At 73.9% G+C, this 15,048-nt stretch carries 15 protein-coding genes; 6 read left to right on the top strand and 9 right to left on the bottom strand.

Annotated features, from left to right (window positions below; translation table 11 throughout):
* Positions 1–46: 46 nt before the first annotated feature.
* A complete protein-coding gene (gene pepN / locus GA0070610_RS04590; protein WP_088998868.1) occupies positions 47–2,563 on the bottom strand; it encodes an aminopeptidase N in 2,517 nt (838 codons plus the stop codon).
* Positions 2,564–2,632: 69 nt separating this feature from the next.
* On the opposite strand from pepN, the gene GA0070610_RS04585 reads away from it, so the two are divergent.
* A complete protein-coding gene (locus tag GA0070610_RS04585) occupies positions 2,633–2,851 on the top strand; it encodes a DUF397 domain-containing protein (RefSeq protein ID WP_088992395.1) in 219 nt (72 codons plus the stop codon).
* A gap of 70 nt (positions 2,852–2,921) precedes the next feature.
* Here GA0070610_RS04585 and GA0070610_RS04580 read toward each other — a convergent pair whose 3' ends face one another.
* Positions 2,922–4,673, bottom strand: coding sequence for a hypothetical protein (locus GA0070610_RS04580; RefSeq protein ID WP_231925907.1), 1,752 nt, complete (start codon positions 4,671–4,673; stop codon positions 2,922–2,924).
* A 513-nt stretch (positions 4,674–5,186) separates the two neighbouring features.
* Complete coding sequence (locus GA0070610_RS04575; RefSeq protein WP_088998867.1) at positions 5,187–5,579, bottom strand: hypothetical protein; 393 nt, start codon at positions 5,577–5,579, stop codon at positions 5,187–5,189.
* Between the two features lie 295 nt (positions 5,580–5,874).
* Between GA0070610_RS04575 and GA0070610_RS04570 the strand changes: the two genes are divergently transcribed.
* The 3 genes from GA0070610_RS04570 (at position 5,875) to GA0070610_RS04560 (ending at position 9,050) form a co-directional block, all read left to right on the top strand.
* Positions 5,875–7,122 (top strand): cytochrome P450, encoded by a 1,248-nt coding sequence (locus tag GA0070610_RS04570; protein WP_088998866.1) that lies wholly within the window; start codon positions 5,875–5,877, stop codon positions 7,120–7,122.
* Positions 7,123–7,215: 93 nt separating this feature from the next.
* Positions 7,216–7,953 (top strand): class I SAM-dependent DNA methyltransferase, encoded by a 738-nt coding sequence (locus GA0070610_RS04565; protein ID WP_088998865.1) that lies wholly within the window; start codon positions 7,216–7,218, stop codon positions 7,951–7,953.
* Positions 7,950–9,050, top strand: a complete 1,101-nt coding sequence (locus tag GA0070610_RS04560; RefSeq protein ID WP_231925906.1) for a glycosyltransferase — start codon at positions 7,950–7,952, stop codon at positions 9,048–9,050. The genes GA0070610_RS04565 and GA0070610_RS04560 overlap by 4 nt, the downstream gene beginning before the upstream one ends.
* Before the next feature lie 106 nt (positions 9,051–9,156).
* Here GA0070610_RS04560 and GA0070610_RS04555 read toward each other — a convergent pair whose 3' ends face one another.
* Genes GA0070610_RS04555 through GA0070610_RS04545 form a run of 3 tightly spaced genes read right to left on the bottom strand, consistent with a single transcriptional unit; the run spans position 9,157 to position 11,097 of the window.
* Complete coding sequence (locus GA0070610_RS04555; RefSeq protein ID WP_088998864.1) at positions 9,157–9,840, bottom strand: DUF3618 domain-containing protein; 684 nt, start codon at positions 9,838–9,840, stop codon at positions 9,157–9,159.
* Positions 9,837–10,289 (bottom strand): phage holin family protein, encoded by a 453-nt coding sequence (locus GA0070610_RS04550; RefSeq protein WP_088998863.1) that lies wholly within the window; start codon positions 10,287–10,289, stop codon positions 9,837–9,839. The genes GA0070610_RS04555 and GA0070610_RS04550 overlap by 4 nt, the downstream gene beginning before the upstream one ends.
* A 31-nt stretch (positions 10,290–10,320) precedes the next feature.
* Positions 10,321–11,097, bottom strand: a complete 777-nt coding sequence (locus GA0070610_RS04545; RefSeq protein WP_088998862.1) for a hypothetical protein — start codon at positions 11,095–11,097, stop codon at positions 10,321–10,323.
* Between the two features lie 259 nt (positions 11,098–11,356).
* On the opposite strand from GA0070610_RS04545, the gene GA0070610_RS04540 reads away from it, so the two are divergent.
* The gene (locus GA0070610_RS04540; protein WP_088998861.1) at positions 11,357–11,836 is read left to right on the top strand and encodes a DUF4383 domain-containing protein; all 480 of its coding nucleotides are present in this window, start codon (positions 11,357–11,359) and stop codon (positions 11,834–11,836) included.
* A gap of 77 nt (positions 11,837–11,913) precedes the next feature.
* Positions 11,914–12,573 (top strand): DUF6766 family protein, encoded by a 660-nt coding sequence (locus GA0070610_RS04535; protein ID WP_088998860.1) that lies wholly within the window; start codon positions 11,914–11,916, stop codon positions 12,571–12,573.
* Between the two features lie 12 nt (positions 12,574–12,585).
* On the opposite strand, the gene GA0070610_RS04530 is transcribed toward GA0070610_RS04535, so the two are convergent.
* The 3 genes from GA0070610_RS04530 to rpmA all read right to left on the bottom strand — a co-directional run bounded on the left by GA0070610_RS04530 (position 12,586) and on the right by rpmA (position 15,047).
* On the bottom strand, positions 12,586–13,035 hold the full coding sequence (locus tag GA0070610_RS04530; RefSeq protein WP_088998859.1) for a GNAT family N-acetyltransferase: 450 nt from the start codon (positions 13,033–13,035) through the stop codon (positions 12,586–12,588).
* Between the two features lie 97 nt (positions 13,036–13,132).
* Positions 13,133–14,701 carry a GTPase ObgE gene (gene obgE / locus GA0070610_RS04525; protein ID WP_231925905.1) on the bottom strand — a complete coding sequence of 523 codons (1,569 nt, stop codon included), beginning with the start codon at positions 14,699–14,701 and terminating at the stop codon, positions 13,133–13,135.
* 91 nt (positions 14,702–14,792) lie between these two features.
* The gene (rpmA, locus tag GA0070610_RS04520) at positions 14,793–15,047 is read right to left on the bottom strand and encodes a 50S ribosomal protein L27 (RefSeq protein WP_013288010.1); all 255 of its coding nucleotides are present in this window, start codon (positions 15,045–15,047) and stop codon (positions 14,793–14,795) included.
* Position 15,048 lies beyond the last annotated feature (1 nt).

Raw genomic sequence — 15,048 nt, 5'->3', positions numbered from 1 at the left:
CGGCGACCGCCCGGGGTCGCCGGACCGTCCCGTCCGGCGGACGGCGTCAGGCCGCCGCCGCGGCGACCGCCGTCCGGGCGACGAGGGCGCGGCGCAGGTCGTCGTCGGCGTCGGTCACGACCCGGCGCAGGCCGGGGGTGACGTCGTCTCGGGCCAGCAGCGCCGCGGCCACCTCCCGGGTGGGCTGCGCCACGGCGTAGCGGGGAAAGGCCAGCTTCGCGACCTGGTCGGCCACCCAGGGCGTACGCGACCGCGCGGCGGCCGGCATCTCGGCGAAGTAGCGCGCCACGTAACCGGCGGTCAGCTCGGCCTGCTCAGGCTGCCAGAACCCCTCCGCGGTCGCCTCGACGAGCCGGTTGGACAGCTCGGTGTTCGACACGACGATCTCCCACGCGGCCCGCTTGGCTGCCGGGTCGGGCAGTGCCGCGCGGCAGCGGGCCGCCCGCTCGGCGCCGGCGGCGCTCGGGTCGGCCGTGGCCTCGGCGGCGATCTCCGCCGCGCCGGCCGCGCCGAGCACCACCAGCCGGAGCAGCAGCGCCCAGCGCAGTTCGGCGTCGACCGCCAGCCCCGGCGGGACGTCCCGGCCGGCGAGCCAGCCGGCCAGGCCTGCCGCGTCGGTGCTGGCGGCGATCCAGCCCCGGGCCGCCGCGAGCTGGAGCGAGCCGCCGGCCGGGGCCCCGTCGAGCAGTCTCCGGCAGGCGGCGGCGACCTGCGCCAGCGCGGCCTCGCGGGCGGGCGCGTCGAGGTAGCGGTCGACCAGCGAGCGGCTGAGCGCGAGCACGTCCTCGGCGATGATCACCTCGGTCTCGGCGGGGAGGGCGGCGGCGACCAGGGCGGCCAGGCCGGCGACCGGGCGTTCCCCGTCGATGGCGGCGTCCAGTGCCTCGCCCCAGAGCAGCGCCCGGGCCAGCGGGTCGGCCAGGCCGGGCAGCACCAGCGGTACGGCGTCCGCCGAGGCGGGGTCCAGCCGGATCTTGGCGAACGTCAGGTCGCCGTCGTTGGGCAGCAGCAGCCGGGCCGCCGGCTCGCCGGTCAGCCCGGTCAGCACCGTCCGACCGCCGTCGGCGTCCGGGTCGAGGTCGACCTCGGCCCGGGCGACGGACCCGTCGGCGGCATACCGGCCGACCCCGATGCGGTGCGGGCGCAGCACCGGGTGCGAGTCGGGGGCGCTCTGCCCGATCGCCACCTCGGTGTAGCGGCCCTCGGCGTCGACGGTGACCTCGGCGCGCAGCGTGTTGACCTGCGCCGAGCGCAGCCAGCGGTCGGCCCAGCCGGACAGGTCGCGCCCGGCGGCTGCGGCGAGGCTGCCGAGCAGGTCGGTCAGGGTGGCGTTGCCGAAGCGGTGCTTCGCGAAGTGGGCGTTGAGGCCGGCGAGGAATGCGTCGTCGCCGAGCCAGGCGACGAGCTGGCGCAGGACGCTGGCGCCCTTGGCGTACGAGATGCCGTCGAAGTTGAGCAGGCCCTCGGCGGCGTCGGCGACCTCCTCGGGGGCCACCGGGTGGGTCGAGGGGCGCTGGTCGGCCGCGTAGCCCCAGGCCTTGCGCCGCAGGGCGAAGGTCGTCCAGGCCTGCCCGAAGCGGGTCGCCTCGGCGGTCACCCGGGTGCCGAGGTACTCCGCGAAGGACTCGTTCAGCCACAGGTCGTCCCACCAGCGCATGGTGACCAGGTCGCCGAACCACATGTGCGCCATCTCGTGGGCGATGGTCGTGGCGCGCTGCTCCCGCTCGGTGTCGGTGACGGCCGAGCGGAAGACGTAGTCGTCGCGGAAGGTGACCAGCCCCGGGTTCTCCATGGCACCGGCGTTGAACTCCGGCACGAACGCCTGGTCGTACTTGCCGAACGGGTAGCGCTCGGCGAAGAGCTGGTGGAACCGGTCGAGGCACTGCCCGGTGATGGTCAGGATCTCCTCGGCGTCGGCGTCCAGGTGCTCCGCCAGCGAGCGCCGGCAGTAGACGCCGAGCGGGATGCCGTCGTGCTCGCCGCGCCGGACGTGCCAGGGGCCGGCGATCAGCGAGACGAAGTACGTGGCCAGCGGCGCCGTCGGAGCGAACTCCCAGCGCCCGGGGCGCGGGGTGGCGGCGAGCTGGCCGTTGGCCGCGACGACCCAGTGCGGCGGGGCGGTGACCGACAGGGTGACCGGGGCCTTGAGGTCGGGCTGGTCGAAGGCGGCGAAGATGCGCTGCGCGTTGTCCAGGAAGGACATCGCGTAGAGGTAGGTCTCGCCGTCGGCCGGGTCGACGAAGCGGTGCATCCCCTCGCCGGTGTTCGAGTACGCCATCTCGGCGGAGACGGTGAGCGTGTTGGTCGCGGCGAGCCCGGTCAGCGGCAGCCGGTTGTCGTCCAGCGTGGCCGGGTCGACGTCGCGGTCGTCGAGGCGTACGGCCAGCAGTTTCGCGGGCTGGACCTCGACGAAGGTCTGCGCGCCGGGGACCGCCCGGAAGCGGATGGTGACGTCGGAACGGAAGCGCTCGTTACCGCCGGTCAGGTCGAGGTCCACCTGATAGGAGTCGACGGTGATCGCCGCGCCACGCGCGGTCGCCTCTACACGGGTCAGGCTCGGCATCCGCTTATCCTGCCCGATGGGGAACCGTACGTGTCTCCCCCATCACCCGTGGCACTGGAGGACTGAACGATGGCTTCGCACCCCAAGGGCGACTTCGACCTTTCGCGGGCGGTCTGGCAGCGGGCCGAGGGCGACACCTCCGAGAGCGCGGTGGAGGTCGCCTTCGTCGACGACCTGATCGGCATGCGCAACTCCGCCGAGCCGGACGGGCCGGTCCTGGTATTCACCCAGGCGGAGTGGGACGCCTTCGTCGCCGGCGCCCAGGACGGCGAGTTCGACCTGGACTGACTGCCGACCGCCCCGCCCGGTCGGCCCGGCCGGGCGGGGCGCGGGGCCCGGTCGGGCGGGGCGCGGCCGCTCACTCGGCCGGTGGCCGGGGCCGCACCCGCCTGGCCACGGCCGACCAGAGCCGGCCACCGAGCCGGGTGCGTTTGATCCAGCGCAGCCGGGCGACCGCGCCGCCGGCCGGCTGACGCTGCTGCGGAGGCGCGGTGATCCGGACGTACGCGGCACCGGTGGCGGGCCGGGTGGTGCCCGGTTCGAGCCGCTCGGAGGCGAGCGCCAGCCAGGTGAACTGTTGCAGCGTCCGCTGATCGGGCCGGCCGCCCCGGGCGGCGGTGCGGAGCGCCTTCTCCACGGCGGGCCGGCGCACGAGGTGGGTCAGCGGGCCGTGTGCGGTGTCCAGCAGCTCGGCCATGGCCTGGAGGCCGTCGCCCTCCCACACCCGGGTGGCGGTGGACGGGCCGGTGGAGACGCTGACGAACGGGACCTGCGCCCACTCGGGCACCAGCCGCGCGATCAGCCCGGTGTGCATGAGCCGCTCGCGCTTCTGCCCGGGCGTCAACGCGAACGTGGCAGCGACGAAGCCGGGCGAGAGGAACGGGGTGACCATGCCGATCGCGTACGCCGAGGTGTACCAGCGGCGGACCCGTTCCACCAGGTAGATGTAGTCGACCAGGCGCAGGTCGTGCAGGCCGAGCCCGCTGCCGTGGTCGAGCAGGACGCCGATGCGCTCCCGCTCGGCGGTGACCACGGCCGGGTCGGCGACGCCCGCCGGCACGGCGTTCAGCAGCCGGGCCAATGTGGTCTCCCGCAGGGACGGCTCGCCGTCGTCGGTCGGGGGATACCAGTATTCGGTGGCGAGTTCGCCGGCGGCGCCGGTGAACGTGGCGGGGCTGGCCTGGTCGACCAGGCGTCCGGGGCCGGCGGGGCGCACCAGGTAGCTGGAGGGGAACTGGTGGTCGGTCAGCCGTTGCAGGCGCCGGGCCCGCTCGTGCAGGCCGGTGCCGAGCACGTTGGCGCGCGCCCCGGCGAGCCGGAGCGTGTGCTCGGGGTGCAGCCCCCGCTTGTCGCGCAGGATCCGCACCAGCTCGCGGGCGACCTCGCCCTCGGCCCGGGTGTCCTCGTTGGTGAGGAACCGGGGGGTCCGGCCGGCCGCGATCAGCGCAGCGGCGATGAGCCGGGAGTCCTTCCCGCCGGACAGCCCCAGGGTGATGTCGTCGTCGTAGAGGCCGTGGATGCCGGCGGCGGTGGTCGTGATGGCCTCGGCGGCCCGGTCCAGCAGCTCGCCCACCGGCCGGTCCTGCGCCGCCAGCCCGTCGCGTACGACGTCGTCGGTGGCGTATCGCGTGGTGGTGACGAGTTCCCACCCGCCGCCGTCGCGCCGGCGGCCGGTCACCCGCTCACCGGGGCGCAGCAGCCGGGCCCCCGCCACCGGGGAGCTGTCGCCGCCGAAGTGCCCGCAGAGGGTGTACGACGCCCAGCCGTCCAGGTCGGGCCGCGGGTCGCCGTGCAGGAACGCGGCCAGCAGGCCGGGACGGGTGCAGAAGGCCGTCAGGCCGCCCGCTCCGCCCGTGAAGACCCGGCACATGCCGATCCAGTCCTGTTGCAGGGCGAAGCGCCCGGCCGCGTCGAGGGCCAGCAGGCCGAACGGCGGCACCACCTCGCGGTGCACCTCTTCGCCCGCCAGCAGGCGCCCGGCCAGCGCCGCCGGGCCGCCCGTGACGTCCACCCCCACGGGCAGCCCGACGGAGACGGCGGTGACCGGCCCGACGGTGTCGACGGTCGGCCACCGGTAGGGGCCCTGGTCGCTGCGGTGCAGGACGGTCACGCCCCAGTCGTCGGCGCCGAATTCGTGTCGTACGAAAGTGTGGGGCACCAGGTCCGCGACGGCCGTTTCAAAGCGTTGCCTGGCGGTGCTCCGGGCGCTGTCCGACAGATTGTCGTCAGCGAACCAGGCCAGCATCACGTGCATGTGCGATTCCCCCGAACTCGCCGGATCGGATGTGTCCGTCCAGAGGGGAGTTAACCTCCCCGTTACCTGGCGCGGATGCCTCGGTGAACAAACGAGGTACTTCCGGCATTGGTGATTGGGGACGACCTTTCGGCACCGACAGCGGTGCGGATTGGGTCGATAAAAAGCCACAAAACCGGCGCAGCCAAAGAGGTTGCTCCGAAACGAGATTTGAGATCAGTTCCTCAAGAAGCGGATTCCGACGTCCGGATGAGCCATCCGCGCGATTCCCACGAAAGCTAATTCCGTGCGTCCCGTGAATCGCACCGCGCGTCCCGTGGATCGCACCGCAGGGGCGCGGCCGGGCCGAGCCGGGGCTCGATCGACGCGTTAGTCGCCGTCGCCCCAGCCGAGCCCGCCCGGCCCCGGGGCGTGGTGGAAACCGGGGTGGTTGGCGACGTCGGCGCAGCGCTCGCCGTCCGGGCCGGAAGCGCCGCAGAACAGCCGCTCGGCCTGCTGCCACGCCTCGGCCGGGGACAGCGCCGACGCGCCCAGGGCCACCTCCGGCCGGAGCACGCTCAGCGCCTCCGCGTAGCCGACGGCCAACTCCCGGGCCGACGCCAGATCGGGGGCGGTGAAGCCGAGGTGCACCGTGAAGAACCGCCCGGGCCGGGCCGGCCGGCGCGCGGCCGTGATCAATGACGTGCCGGCGACATCCCGGGCCGTGCCGAGCGCCTCCCGCGCCTGCCGCTGACCCCAGTACGCGGGCCTGTTGTCGCGCATGCGTCCTCCCCGTGACGATCGTGGGCGGCCCCGCCTCCGGTGGGCCGCCGGTGGTCCGTCCGGGTCGCCGGCGACCTGCCGCCGGCGGCCCGGCCGGACCACTCCCCCGAGGAAACCAGCTCTCCGCGTCCCTGGGAGGGGCCAGCAGACGTGGCATCCGCTGGCCCCTCCCCACGCGGGTGGCCGCGAGCCACGTCGTGGTGGCGACGGGGTTCAGGAACGCCGGCCTGGGTAGACGCAGAGGTACGGACAGGACCCGGCCGGCAAACGGCCGCCACCCCGGTCAGGAGGCCCGATGGCGACCATCCCGACGGAGCGCAGCCCGGACAGTTCGGTGGCGTTCCTGCGCGACGGCTACCGCTTCGTCGGCCGGCGCTGCGACCGCCACGGAACCGACATCTTCCAGGCCCGACTGCTGCTGGAACCCACCATCTGCCTGCGCGGCCGGTCGGCGGCGGAGCTGTTCTACGACCCCGAACGCTTCGTCCGGGCGGGCGCGATGCCGAAGCGGGCGCAGCGCACCCTGACCGGCCGCGGTGGTGTGCAGGGCCTCGACGGTGCGGAACACGCCGACCGCAAGGCCATGTTCATGTCGATCATGACGCCGGCCGCAATCCGGCAGCTCGGGCAGCTCTTCGACGACGAGTGGCGGGCCCGCGTCCCGGCCTGGGAGGCGGGCGGGCCGGTGGTGCTCTACGACGAGATCGCCCGGATGCTGACCCGCGCGGTCTGCGCCTGGGCCGGCGTACCGCTCGCGGACTCCGAGGTGCACCGGCGTACCGCCGAACTGCACGCGATGATCGAAGGGCCGGCGGCCCTCGGCCTCCAGCACTGGCGCGGCCGGTGGGGCCGCCGCCGGGGCGAGCGCTGGATCGGGCAGGTCGTCGAACGCGAGCGCGCCGGCACGCTCCCCGCCCCCGAGGGCAGCGCGCTACGGGTGATCGCCGAGCACCGGGACGACCGGGGACGGCTGCTGCCCCGCCGGATCGCGGCCGTCGAACTGCTCAACGTGCTGCGCCCCACGGTCGCCGTCGACCGTTTCGTCGTCTTCGCCGCGCTGGCCCTGCACGACCACCCGGCCTGGCGGCAGCGGGTCCGCGAGAGCGACGAGGCCACCGAGAGCTTCGTGCAGGAGGTACGCCGCTACTACCCCTTCTTCCCGGTGGCCGCCGCCCGGGTGCGCCGCCCGTTCGACTGGCAGGGCCACCACTTCCCGCGCGGCCGGCGGGTGCTGCTCGACCTGTACGGCACCAACCACCACCCGGCGCTCTGGCCGGAGCCGGAGCGGTTCCGTCCGGAGCGGTTCACCGGTTGGCGGGGCGACCCGTTCGCCCTCGTCCCGCAGGGCGGCGGCGGGCACCTGACCGGGCACCGCTGCGCCGGAGAGTGGATCACGATCGAGCTGATGAAGCGGGCGGTGACCAACCTGACCACGACGATGCGGTACGACGTGCCACCGCAGAACCTGGCGCTGAGCCTGCGCGCGATGCCGGCGCTCCCGCCGAGCGGGTTCCTGATCACCAACGTCCGTCGCACGGCCTGAACGACACGGGAGCAACCGCCGAAACGACACACCGGTTTGGCCGCCCGATAACCGGGCACGTGCTGCGGGCACCCACCGTCACCGGGAGGCACCGTGTCCTTCGACGCCAGCGAGTACGGCCGGCACGCCGCAGAGGTCTACGACGAGACGTACGCGCACCTGACGCCGGACGCGGCGGTGGAGCGGCTCGCCGAACTGGCCGACGGCGGTCCGGTGTGCGAGTTCGGCATCGGCACCGGCCGACTGGCCCTGCCGCTGGCCGCCCGGGGGCTGAGCGTCGCCGGTGTCGAGGGTTCCCCGGAGATGGCCGCCGGGCTGCGCGCCAAACCAGGCGGGGACGCGGTCGAGGTGGCCGTCGGCGACTTCACCGGGACCCGGGTGCCCGGCGAGTTCGCCCTGGTGGTGCTCGCGTTCAACACGATCTTCGCGCTGCCGGACCAGGCCGCCCAGGTGGCCTGCTTCCGCAACGCCGCCGCCCACCTGCGTCCCGGCGGCCGGTTCGTCGTCGAGGCGTGGGTGCCCGACCCGGGTGCCTTCCGCGCCGGCGGGGCGCTGCGCCCGGTGCGCGTGGCGGAGGACGTGGTGCTGCTGGAGGCGGCCCTGCTGCACCCGGCCGAGCAGCGGATGACCACCACGAAGGTCCGGCTCACCAACGGCGGGGTGCACCTGCTGCCGGCCAACCACCGCTACGCCTGGCCGGCGGAGCTGGACCTGATGGCCGAACTGGCCGGGCTGCGCCGCGAGCACCGCTGGGAGGACTGGTCTGGCCGCCCGTTCACCGACCACAGCCGCGAGCACGTCTCCGTGTACCGCCGGCCGGAACCGGCGTGAGCGCGCCGGCCCGACCGCCCGGCGCCGCGCCGGGAGACGGTGGCGACACTGCCGAGGACGGCGGCGTCGCACCCGACCACGGCGGCACGACCGTCTTCGGCGGCGGCACGGCCCCGCCGCCGGGCGCCGAGCGGTGCCGGCTTCCCCTGGCGTACGTGCTGCCGCTGCGCTGGACCGGCGACGCCGGGCTGGCCGAACTGACCGGCTACCTGCGGCGGCTGAGCGCCCTGGTCGACGTGACCGTGGTCGACGGGTCGCCGCCGGAGGTGTTCGACCGGCACGCGCGGGCCTGGCGGGGGCTGGTCCGGCACCTGCGGCCGGATCCCGCCCTGCGCGGCGTCAACGGCAAGGTGACCGGTGTGCTCACCGGCGTCGGCGCGGCCCGCCACGAGCACGTGGTGATCGCCGACGACGACGTCCGGTACGACGAGGCGGGGCTGCGCGTCGTGCACGGGCTGCTCGACCGGGTGGACCTGGTCCGGCCGCAGAACTACTTCGACCCGCTGCCCTGGCACGCGTGGTGGGACACCGGGCGCACCCTGCTCAACCGGGCGCTCGGCGCCGACTACCCCGGCACTCTGGCGGTACGCCGGAGCACCTTCCTCGCCATGGGCGGGTACGACCCGGACGTGCTCTTCGAGAACCTGGAGCTGATCCGTACGGTGCGCGCGTACGGGGGCACCGAGGCGGCGCCCGCCTGGCTGCACGTACGCCGGCTGCCGCCCGGCACCGCCCACTTCCTGGGCCAGCGGGTCCGCCAGGCGTACGACGACCTGGCCCAGCCGGCCCGCCTGGTCACCTCGCTCGCGGTCCTGCCGGCGCTGGCGGCGGCGGTCGCGAACCGGCGGCCGGGGCTGCTGCTCGGGGCGGCCGCGACCACGGTGGCGCTCGCCGAGGCGGGCCGGCGCCGGGGCGGGGGCACCACCGTCTTCCCGCCGGCGACCGCCCTGGCGGCCCCGCTCTGGGTGCTGGAGCGCGGCGTGTGCGCCTGGCTCGCCGTCGGCCGGCGCCTGCTCTTCGGCGGGGTCCGCTACGCCGGCGGCCGGATGCGCCGCGCCGCCCACTTCGAACGCACCCTCCGCCGCCACCTGCGCTGAGTCCCCGCGCCGGTACGCGCCCGGGACGCACACGACAGCTCGCGGCCACTCTCCGGACGGTGCTCCGGGAGTGGCCGCGAGCTGCGGCGTACGGTGACCGGGCTGGTCAGTACCGCACCTGTTCGCGGGACTGCTGCGCATGGTCCTTCACGTCGTGCGCGGCGGAACGGGTGTCGTCCTTGACGGCGTGCACCGCGTCCTGGGCGGTGGACCGGACCGACTCGGTGGCGTGCTGCGCCGGCTCGCGCAGTTCCTCCTTCAGTTCGGTGGCGACCTCGCCCAGCTTCTCCTTCACGACCCCGGCGTGCTCGCCGGCCTTCTCCTTGACCTGCGACGCCATCTGCTGCTCGCGGCTGGTGGCCGGGATCAGCGAGGAGGCGAGCCAGCCGACGCCGAAGGCGATCAGGCCGGCGGCCAGCGGGTTGCCCTCGGACTTCTGCCGGATGACGTGCGGGGCGCGCTGCGCGGCGTCGCTCACCGTCGAGGCCGCCGAGTGGGCCTTGTCGCCGACCGTCGAGGCGGCCGAGTGGGCCTTGTCGCTCACCGTCGAGGCGGCCGAGGAGGCGTGGCCGCCCACCGCGTGGGCGCCGTGCTTGGTGCTGTGACCCAGGTCGGAAGCGCTTCCCATCACCTTGTCCCTCACATTCTGCAGTGCGTTGCGGGCCCGCTGCTTGCGGTCGTCCACGATGCGGGCGGGGCTGACCTTGTACGCCAGCGCGTCCACGTCGGAGCTCAGGTTGTTCCGGGTGGCTTCGATCTCCCGGCGGATCTGGTCCGGGTCGGTGCTCATCGGGTGACCTCCTGCGGGTGGGGCTTGAGCGCGTCGGGGATGCGCTGCACGCTGTCGTTGGTCTGCTTGAGGCCGCGGATGTGCTCCGCGCTCTTCTTGGCCTTGGAGTAGAGGACCGCGGCGATCGCACCCCAGATGACGGCCACGATCAGCGCCGCCCAGCCGGCGTCCATCACGTTGGACAGCCCGGCCCAGAGGGCCAGCGAGAGGAAGAGGGCCACCATGTAGCCGCCGAAGCCGGCGCCGCCGAAGAAGCCGGCGGTCTTGCCCGCCTTCTTGCCCTCCTGGCGGATCTCGGCCTTGGCCAGCTCGACCTCCTGCCGCATCAGGGTGGACAGGTCGCTGGTGACCTGGCGCATCAGCTCACCGATCGAGCTGCCCCTGACCTCGTCCGCGTCGTGGGGGTGGTAGCCGGAGTCCAGCCCCGCCCCCTGCGTCGGCATGCTCATGCCGCCGCCTCCCTTCGGGTGATTCGTAGGCTCACGGACGCGGGGTCCCGGTCGAGGGCACGCCCGGCAGCGGGTCGGTCTGGGTCACCGGCGGCAGCGGCTGGCCCACGCCACCGGCGGGGTCGGCGTAGCTGGTGGTGGTCTGCGGGTCGGCGTACGCGCCCGGGGTCGGGTCGAGGTAGCCGCCCGGCGGCACGGCGTCCGGCACCGCGCGCGGGGCCGGCGGGGTCGGGATGACCGCGGTCCGCTCCGGGTCGTAGCCGGCACCCGGGTTGTACGCGGAGTAGCCGTTGCCCTGGTCGTCACCGGCGGCGGAGATGTTCTTGGTCAGCCGGCCGGCGAGCACACCCAGCACGGCGGCGCCGACCAGGAAGGTGCCCGGGTTGCGGCGCGCGTAGGAGCGCACCTCGGCGATGATGTCGCCGGGCTCACGCTGCTCCAGCCAGCCGGCCACGCCGTGCACCCGGTCGGCGGCCTGGCGGGCGATCTCGCTCACCGGGCCGGCCTGGCCGCCCTGGTCGGCCATCGAGCGCATCTCGTCGGCCAGCGAGCGGAGCCCGCCAGCGGCCCGTCGCTGCTGCTCACCGGTCTGGCTGGCGAGCTGGCTGCGGGCCTCGCCGTAGAGGTTGCGCGCCTGGCGCTTCGCCTCGCCGACGACCTCCCGGCCCTGCTCCTTGGCGGTCTCGGCGACGGCGCCACCGGCCTGCTTGGCCTCCGAGCCGACCTGACGGGCCTGCTCGCGGGCGCCGCTGCCGTTGGTCGACTCCTGCCCGTACGTGGAAGTCGTGGGTGACAGATCGTAGGTCATGATTTCCCTTCCGCTCGGAAAGTCTTCGCGGGTCTGTGCTGGGGGGATGCGCCGGCCGTTCCTGCCGTCGCATCTCTTGACCTACCCTGCGTCGCCGGTTCCATACCTCGTTCGTGACTTTCCCTGCGCGCCCGCGCCGGGCCGCTACAAAATGGAGGATCGCCGGATCGGGTGGCGGATCCGTCGCACACAGTGACGCCCACCCCTCGCCAGCCGGCGCCGCGGGCAGGGCGTTCCGCGGGTCCACGGAGGTGAATCGATGGCACGGCACGCACGCGGCGCAGCGCGGGCCCCGAAGCAGCGGGTGCAGTTCGCCGCCGTGGCCGCGGCCGGGATCTTCGCCCTGATCGGGGTGCTCGGGTTCATCCCCGGCATCACCACCGGCTACGGCGACATGACGTTCGCCGGCCACCACTCCGAGGCCCGGCTGCTCGACCTGTTCCAGGTGTCGATCCTGCACAACGCCCTGCACCTCGGCTTCGGGCTGGCCGGCCTCCTGATGGCGCGCAGCGTCGCCGGGGCCCGGGTCTTCCTCGCGGGCGGCGGCGCCCTCTACCTCGGCCTGTGGCTGTACGGCTTCGCGATCGACCGGGAGAGCGCGGCGAACTTCATCCCGGTCAACGACGCCGACAACTGGCTGCACCTGGTCCTCGGCTTCGGCATGCTCGCCCTCGGGTTGCTGCTCTCCAACCAGGTCGGCACGGGCACCCGGCCGGACGCCCCCTTCGACCGCCCCTGACGACCCGCCGGGCGCGGTGTTTACCTGCCGTGACCTGCGGGCACGGACGTCGGAGGTAGGTCGACGAGGAGGTCCTCATGCCGAAGTGGCTGCGTGACAACGCCCTGACGGTGGCGATGTTCGGCGCGTTCCTCGTCTTCCTGGTGCTGCAGAGCGTGTTCGGGTGGCAGACGCACAACGAGGAGCTGGCCGAGTTCGGGGCCGCCCCGACCAGTTGGGCGGCGTACCTGGGCAGCGGGCACTTCATGGAGTCGGTCTTCGAGAACTGGGAGTCGGAGTTCCTCCAGATGGGCGGCTACGTCCTGCTCACCGCCTACCTGGTGCAGCGCGGCTCGGCGGAGTCGAAGCCGGTGGGGCAGACCGACCGCCCCGAGGACGACGAGCGGCGGGCCACCGCGGACTCCCCCTGGCCCGTACGCGCCGGCGGGCTGCCGCTGGTCGTCTACCGCAACAGCCTCTCCCTCGCGCTGCTGCTGATCTTCGCCGGCTCGTTCGGCGGCCACCTGTTCGGCGGCACCGCCGAGTACAACGAGCAGCAGGCGTTGCAGAGCGGGGCGCCACCCATCGGCGTGTGGGACTTCCTCGGCACGAGCGAGTTCTGGTTCCAGTCGATGCAGAACTGGCAGAGCGAGTTCCTCGCGGTCGGCACGCTGATCGTGCTGAGCATCTTCCTGCGTCAGCACGCGTCGCCGGAGTCGAAGCCGGTCACCGCCGAACACGCGCACACCGGCGACTGACGGCCGGCACCGTCAGGCCGGCACGCGCAGCCGCTTGGCGAAGCAGACGCTGTACGGGTTGCCGACGTACTCGCCGTAGACCGGGATCGGCTCGTACCCGCTGGAGGTGTAGAGCGCGATGGCGGCCGGCAGGTACGTGCCAGTCTCCAGGCGCACCACCCCGTACCCCTGTTGGAAGGCCAGTTCCTCCAGCGCGGTCAGCAACTGCCGGGCGATGCCCCGCCCCCGGTACGCCGGGCGGACGTACATCCGTTTGACCTCGCCGGTGCCGGCGTCGATCCCCTGGATCCCGCCGCAGGCGACCGCCCGCCCGTCGGCGACCACCGCCAGGTAGCGGATGTCGTCGTGGGTGACGGTCGCCTGGCCGTCCAGCCCGCCGTCGGCCACCCGCAGCTCGCGCTGCTGGGCGGTGACCAGGGCGTCGATCTCCGGGTCGGTGGCGGGACGTGACTCGATCAGCATCAGGCCACGCTAGGTGGCGGGGATTTCCGGCAGGTTTCCGGCAGTCGACCCGCTCACGGAACGCGACGGGCCATTCGGCATCGCCCGCCGGGGCGGGCTAGTTGGCGTCGCCCGCCGCCGCGCTGCGGGACGGGTCGAGCTCGGGGGAAGGACCGGGCCCGTCGGACGGGCGGGCCTCCCGGGCCGGCCCGGCCTCGTCGAAGCCGTCCGACGGGTCGACGTCGTCCGAGAGGTCGGCGTCGGTGCCCTCGACCTCGTCCTCCGGGCGCTGCCGGCGGGCCTTGCGGGCCGCCAGCCGCTCGGCGGCCGAGGCCCGGGTGGACTTCTCCTCCAGCCGGACGTCGGTGCCCCGGTTGCCGGGGATGAAGTCGGCGCCCGCGTAGAGGGTGGGCTGCCAGTCGAACTCGCGCTCGCCGATGCGGACCAGGTCGCCCGGCTCCGCGCCGGCCTTGCCGAGCTTCTCCTCGACGCCCAGCCGGGCCAGCCGGTCGGCCAGGTAGCCGACGGCCTCGTCGTTGTCGAAGTTCGTCTGCCGCACCCACCGCTCGGGACGGACACCGCGCACGACCCAGGCGCCGTCCGGCGCGGCCTCGATGGTGAAGCCGGCGTCGTCGACGGCCCGGGGCCGGATCACGATCCGGGTCGCCTCGGCCGGCGGCGCGGCCCGGCGGCCCTGCTCCACCAGCTCCGCCATGGCGTACATGAGTTCCTTGAGCCCCTCGCGCGTCGCCGCGGAGACCTCGAACACCTGGAAGCCGCGCGCCTCCAGGTCGGGGCGGACGATCTCGGCCAGGTCCCGGCCGTCCGGCACGTCGATCTTGTTGAGCGCCACGAGGCGGGGGCGGTCGGCCAGGCCCCCGTACTCGGTCAGCTCGGCCTCGATGGTGTCGATGTCGGCGACGGGGTCCCGGCCGGGCTCCAGCGTGGCGGTGTCGATGACGTGCACCAGCACCGCGCAGCGCTCGATGTGCCGCAGGAACTCCAGGCCGAGGCCCTTGCCGGTGGCCGCGCCGGGGATCAGGCCGGGCACGTCGGCGACGGTGAAGGTGTGGTTGTCCAGCCGGACCACGCCCAGGTTGGGCACCAGGGTGGTGAAGGGGTAGTCGGCGATCTTCGGCTTGGCGGCGGAGATCACCGAGATCAGCGACGACTTGCCGGCCGAGGGGAAGCCCACCAACCCGACGTCGGCGACGCTCTTGAGCTCCAGCACCACGTCGAGCTGCTCGCCGGGCTCGCCCAGCTCGGCGAAGCCGGGGGCCTTGCGCCGGGCGTTGGCCAGCGACGCGTTGCCCCGACCGCCGCGCCCGCCCCGGGCCACCTCGAACGTCGTGCCGGCGCCGACCATGTCGGCCAGGACCGTGCCGTCGGGGGCCTGCACCACGGTGCCGTTCGGCACCTTGAGCACGAGGTTGCGGCCGTTCGCGCCGTCCCGGTTCGACCCGGCGCCACCCTTGCCGTTCTCGGCCTTGACGTGCGGGCGGAAGTGGAAGTCCAGCAGCGTCGTCACCTGCGGGTCGACCACCAGGGACACGCTGCCGCCGTGCCCGCCGTTGCCGCCGTCGGGGCCGCCGAACGGCTTGAACTTCTCCCGGTGGATCGAGGCACAACCGTGCCCGCCATCGCCGGCCTGCAGGTGCAGGACGACCCGGTCAACGAACGTCGCCACGGACGTCAATCCTTCCAGCGAGGGTCACGCCCCGCACGAAAAAAGCAAAGCGGGCCGGGACACGAGGTCCGCGGCCCGCAACGCCTTCGAACTACTGCTGCGGCACGATGCTGACGGTCTTGCGACCGCGCTTGGTGCCGAACTGGACCGAACCGGCGGCCAGCGCGAAGAGCGTGTCGTCTCCGCCGCGGCCGACCAGGTCACCGGGGTGGAACTTGGTGCCACGCTGACGGATGAGGATCTCACCCGCGCTGACGACCTGACCACCGAAGCGCTTCACGCCGAGCCGCTGGGCCGCGGAGTCACGGCCGTTGCGCGAGCTGGACGCACCCTTTTTGTGAGCCATG

Origin of the sequence: Micromonospora echinofusca (assembly GCF_900091445.1) — a bacterium.
In the GTDB taxonomy this organism is placed as follows: Bacteria; Actinomycetota; Actinomycetes; order Mycobacteriales; family Micromonosporaceae; genus Micromonospora; species Micromonospora echinofusca.
The sequence above is the reverse complement of the archived record's forward strand: the minus strand, read 5'-3'. Positions and strand labels throughout refer to the sequence as shown.

Excerpts from the sequence above, each read along its gene's own strand:
- GA0070610_RS04530 (WP_088998859.1), bottom strand. The coding sequence starts at position 13,035 with ATGCTGATCGAGTCACGTCCCGCCACCGACCCGGAGATCGACGCCCTG.
- GA0070610_RS04550 (WP_088998863.1), bottom strand. The coding sequence starts at position 10,289 with ATGAGCATGCCGACGCAGGGGGCGGGGCTGGACTCCGGCTACCACCCC.
- GA0070610_RS04555 (WP_088998864.1), bottom strand. The coding sequence starts at position 9,840 with ATGAGCACCGACCCGGACCAGATCCGCCGGGAGATCGAAGCCACCCGG.
- GA0070610_RS04545 (WP_088998862.1), bottom strand. The coding sequence starts at position 11,097 with ATGACCTACGATCTGTCACCCACGACTTCCACGTACGGGCAGGAGTCG.
- GA0070610_RS04570 (WP_088998866.1), top strand. The coding sequence starts at position 5,875 with ATGGCGACCATCCCGACGGAGCGCAGCCCGGACAGTTCGGTGGCGTTC.
- GA0070610_RS04540 (WP_088998861.1), top strand. The coding sequence starts at position 11,357 with ATGGCACGGCACGCACGCGGCGCAGCGCGGGCCCCGAAGCAGCGGGTG.
- GA0070610_RS04585 (WP_088992395.1), top strand. The coding sequence starts at position 2,633 with ATGGCTTCGCACCCCAAGGGCGACTTCGACCTTTCGCGGGCGGTCTGG.
- GA0070610_RS04535 (WP_088998860.1), top strand. The coding sequence starts at position 11,914 with ATGCCGAAGTGGCTGCGTGACAACGCCCTGACGGTGGCGATGTTCGGC.
- rpmA (WP_013288010.1), bottom strand. The coding sequence starts at position 15,047 with ATGGCTCACAAAAAGGGTGCGTCCAGCTCGCGCAACGGCCGTGACTCC.
- pepN (WP_088998868.1), bottom strand. The coding sequence starts at position 2,563 with ATGCCGAGCCTGACCCGTGTAGAGGCGACCGCGCGTGGCGCGGCGATC.
- GA0070610_RS04575 (WP_088998867.1), bottom strand. The coding sequence starts at position 5,579 with ATGCGCGACAACAGGCCCGCGTACTGGGGTCAGCGGCAGGCGCGGGAG.